The sequence below is a fragment of the Streptomyces sp. NPDC107521 genome, from assembly GCF_055598485.1.
In genome coordinates this window covers 1-3827 of the sequence record NZ_JBVKAT010000049.1, presented here as the reverse complement: position 1 = coordinate 3827, position 3827 = coordinate 1, and the positions used below count along the sequence as shown (strand labels likewise).

The window sequence follows — 3827 nt, the reverse complement described above, 5'->3', positions numbered from 1 at the left end:
GCCGCCCACCTCCACACCCACGGCACACCCGTCGACTGGACACCGCTCCTCCCCGCCGGCACCCACCCCGACCTCCCCACCTACCCCTTCCAACGACAGCACCTGTGGATCCAGGAGGCCGCCAAGGACGGGCCGGGCGCGGCCGACGCGCCGGAGGCCGGGTTCTGGCAGGCCGTCGAGGAGCAGGACGTCACCGCCGTGGCCGCCGCCCTGCGGGTCGAGGACGAGGAGCGGCGGCGGTCGCTGGACGCGCTGCTGCCCGTGCTGTCCTCCTGGCGCCGGGAGAACCGCGAGCGCTCGGCCGTGGACGAGTGGCGGTACCGGATCGCGTGGAAGCCGGTCGCGGAGCACCCGGCGGCGGGTCTCACCGGCACCTGGCTGGTCGTCGTCCCGGCCGGCCGCGCCGAGGACCGCTGGGTCACCGAGGCCGTCCGGACTCTCGACGGGCACGGCGCCCGCACCGTGCTGCTGGAGGCGACCGGTGCCGACACGGACCGCGCCGCCCTGGCCGAACGGCTGCGCCCGCTGCTCGACGGCCCCGGTCCCGCGGGCGTGCTGTCCTTCCTGGCGCTGGACGACGAGCCCCTGGACGGGTACCGCAGCCTCACCACCTGCGTGGCGCTGACCCTCACCCTCGTCCAGGCCATGGGTGACCTGGGGCTGCGCGCCCCGCTGTGGTGCGCCACCCACCGGGCGGTGGCCACCGGCCCGTCCGACGCCCCCGCCGACCAGGTGCAGGCCCAGTTGTGGGGCCTGGGCCGGGTCGTCGCCCTGGAGCAGCCGCACCTGTGGGGCGGCCTGGTCGACCTGCCCGAGGAGCCGGACGCGCGGGCGCTCGGCCGGTTCGCCGGAGTGCTGGCCGGTGCGGGCGGCGAGGACCAGGTGGCGGTGCGCCCGGCCGGACTGTTCGCCCGCCGGATGGTGCACGCCCCGGTCGGCGGGGCGCGGCCGGTCCGCGACTGGCGGCCCGGCGGCACGGTGATCGTCACCGGCGGCACCGGGAGCCTCGGCCCCCGGCTCGCCCGCTGGCTGGCCGGGCGCGGCGCCGAGCACCTGGTGCTGGCCAGCCGCTCGGGTCCGGACGCCCCCGGGGCGGCGGAGCTGGCGGCCGAGCTGACCGGGGCGGGGGTGGAGGTCACCCTGGCGGCGTGCGACGTCGCCGACCGGGACGCGGTGGCCACGCTGCTGGAAGGGCTGCGAGCCGAGGGCCGCACCGTCCGGGCCGTGCTGCACACCGCCGCGTTCATCGAGCTGCTGCCGGTGGACGGCACCCCGCTGGAGAGCCTGGACCAGGTGCTGGCCGCGAAGGTGGACGGCGCCCGGCACCTCGCCGAGCTGCTGGACCCGGAGGCACTGGACGCGTTCGTCCTGTTCTCCTCCATCGCCGGATTCTGGGGAAGCGGGGACCACGCCGCCTACGCCGCGGCCAACGCCGCCCTCGACGCCCTGGCCGAGTCCGGCCGGTCCCGCGGCCTGCCGATGACCTCCGTCGCCTGGGGCATCTGGGAAGACGCCGTCAACACCTGGAAGAACCTCGGCGACCAGGACGTCGAGCGCACCCGCCGCCGGGTGCGGGCCCAGGGTCTGCCGCTGATGCGCCCCGAGCTGGCGATCGCCGCGCTGCAGCAGTCGCTGGACCACGACGACACCTTCGTCGCGGTCGCCGACATCGACTGGGCGCGCTTCGTCCCGCTGTTCACGGCGCTGCGCCCGAGCCCGCTGCTCACCGAACTGCCGGAGGCCCGTGGGGTGACGGCCTCGGGCGCGGACGCCCAGGCGGATCCGCCCGGCGCCGGAAGCGACTCCGAACTGCGGCGCACGCTGCTCGGATTGCCGGAGGCCGACCGGCTCCGCACGCTGACCGAGCTGGTTTCCGGGCACGCGGCAGCCGTCCTCGGGCGTACCGGCACGGACGCGATCAAGCCCGACCGGGCCTTCAAGGACCTCGGGTTCGAGTCCCTGATGGCCGTCGAACTGCGCAACCGGCTGAACGCCGCCACCGGGTTGCGGCTCCCGGCGACGCTGGTCTTCGACCATCCGACGCCGGCCGCACTCGCCGCCGCGCTGCACCGCGAGGCCCTGGAGCCGACGGCTGCCGTGCCCGCGGAGCAGGAGCAGGAGCAGGCCCCCGGAGGGGACGGCGCGGACGAGCCGATCGCGATCGTCGCGATGGCCTGCCGCCTCCCCGGCGGGGTCACCACCCCCGAGGAGCTGTGGCGGCTGATCGCCGCGGACGGTGACGCCGTCTCCGGCTTCCCGCCGGAGCGCGGCTGGGACCTGAGCGCGGTCCACGGCCCCGGCGGCCGGGTCCGCGAGGGCGGCTTCGTGGCCGACGTGGACCGCTTCGACCCCGCGTTCTTCGGGATCAGCCCGCGCGAGGCGCTGGCCATGGACCCGCAGCAGCGGCTGCTGCTGGAGACCTCCTGGGAGGCCTTCGAGCGGGCCGGGATCGACCTCACCACGCTGCGCGGCAGCCGGACGGGCACCTTCGTCGGCGCCATGGACCAGGGCTACGGGGTGACCTCGGCCGACGCGCCGCCCGCGATCGAGGACTACGTCATCACCGGCAGCGTCACCAGTGTCATCTCCGGCCGGGTCGCGTACGCGTTCGGCCTCGAGGGCCCGGCGATCACCGTCGACACGGCCTGCTCCTCCTCCTTGGTCGCGCTCCACCTGGCCGTCCGCTCACTGCGCGACGGCGAGAGCACGATGGCGCTGGCCGGGGGCTCGGTGGTGATGCCCGTACCGGACTCCTTCATCGGCTTCGACCGGATGGGCGCGCTCTCCGAGAGCGGCCGGTGCAAGGCGTTCTCCGACGACGCGGACGGCTTCGGGCTGTCCGAGGGCACCGGCGTCGTCCTGCTCGAGCGGCTCTCCGACGCGCGGCGGCACGGGCACCCGGTGCTGGCCGTGATCCGCGGCTCCGCGCTCAACCAGGACGGCGCCTCCAACGGCCTGGCCGCCCCCAACGGACTCTCTCAGCAGCGGGTGATCCGGGCGGCGCTGGCCGACGCCCGGCTGACGCCCGAGCAGGTCGACGCGGTGGAGGCGCACGGCACCGGCACCCGGCTCGGCGACCCGATCGAGGCACAGGCGCTGCTGGCCACCTACGGCAGGCAGCGGGATGCCGAACGGCCGCTCTGGCTGGGCGCCTTGAAGTCCAACATCGGCCACACCCAGGCCACCTCGGGTGTCGCGGGCGTCATCAAGATGGTGCTGGCGCTGCGCAACGAGGCACTGCCGCGCACCCTGCACGTGACCGAGCCGACCACCCATGTGGACTGGTCGGGCGGCGGGGTGGCCCTGCTCACCGAGCCGCGGGAGTGGCCGCGCGAGACCGGGCGTCCGCGCCGGGCCGCGGTGTCGTCGTTCGGCATCAGCGGCACCAACGCCCACCTGATCCTGGAGGAGGCACCGGACGCCGAGGTGGTCGCCCCCGAGGTCACCACGCCGCCCTCACCGTCGTCGGTGGTGCCGTGGGTGTTCTCCGCCCGGGACGAGAAGGCGCTGCGCGCGCAGAGCGGACGGCTTGCCGCCTACCTGCGCGAGCACCCGGAGACGGATCCGCGGGCGGTCGGGCACACCCTGCTCACCGGCCGGGCCTCGCTGGAACAGCGCGCCGTCGTCCTCGGCCACAGCCGCGAAGAACTGCTCACCGGCCTCACCGCCCTCGCCGACGGCACCAGCGCGCCCGGACTCGTCACCGGAACCGGCGGCTCCGACCGGCCGGTGTTCGTCTTCCCCGGCCAGGGCTCCCAATGGCTCGGCATGGGCACCGAACTCCTCGACACCAGCGACGTCTTCGCCCGGTCCATAGCCGACTGCCA

Annotated in this window: 1 protein-coding gene; it reads left to right on the top strand. The window is 75.6% G+C overall.

Going from position 1 to position 3827, the window contains the following annotated elements; translation table 11 throughout:
• On the top strand, positions 1-3827 hold a 3827-nt coding region (locus tag ACZ7LB_RS31870; protein WP_471473167.1), incomplete at both ends, for an SDR family NAD(P)-dependent oxidoreductase.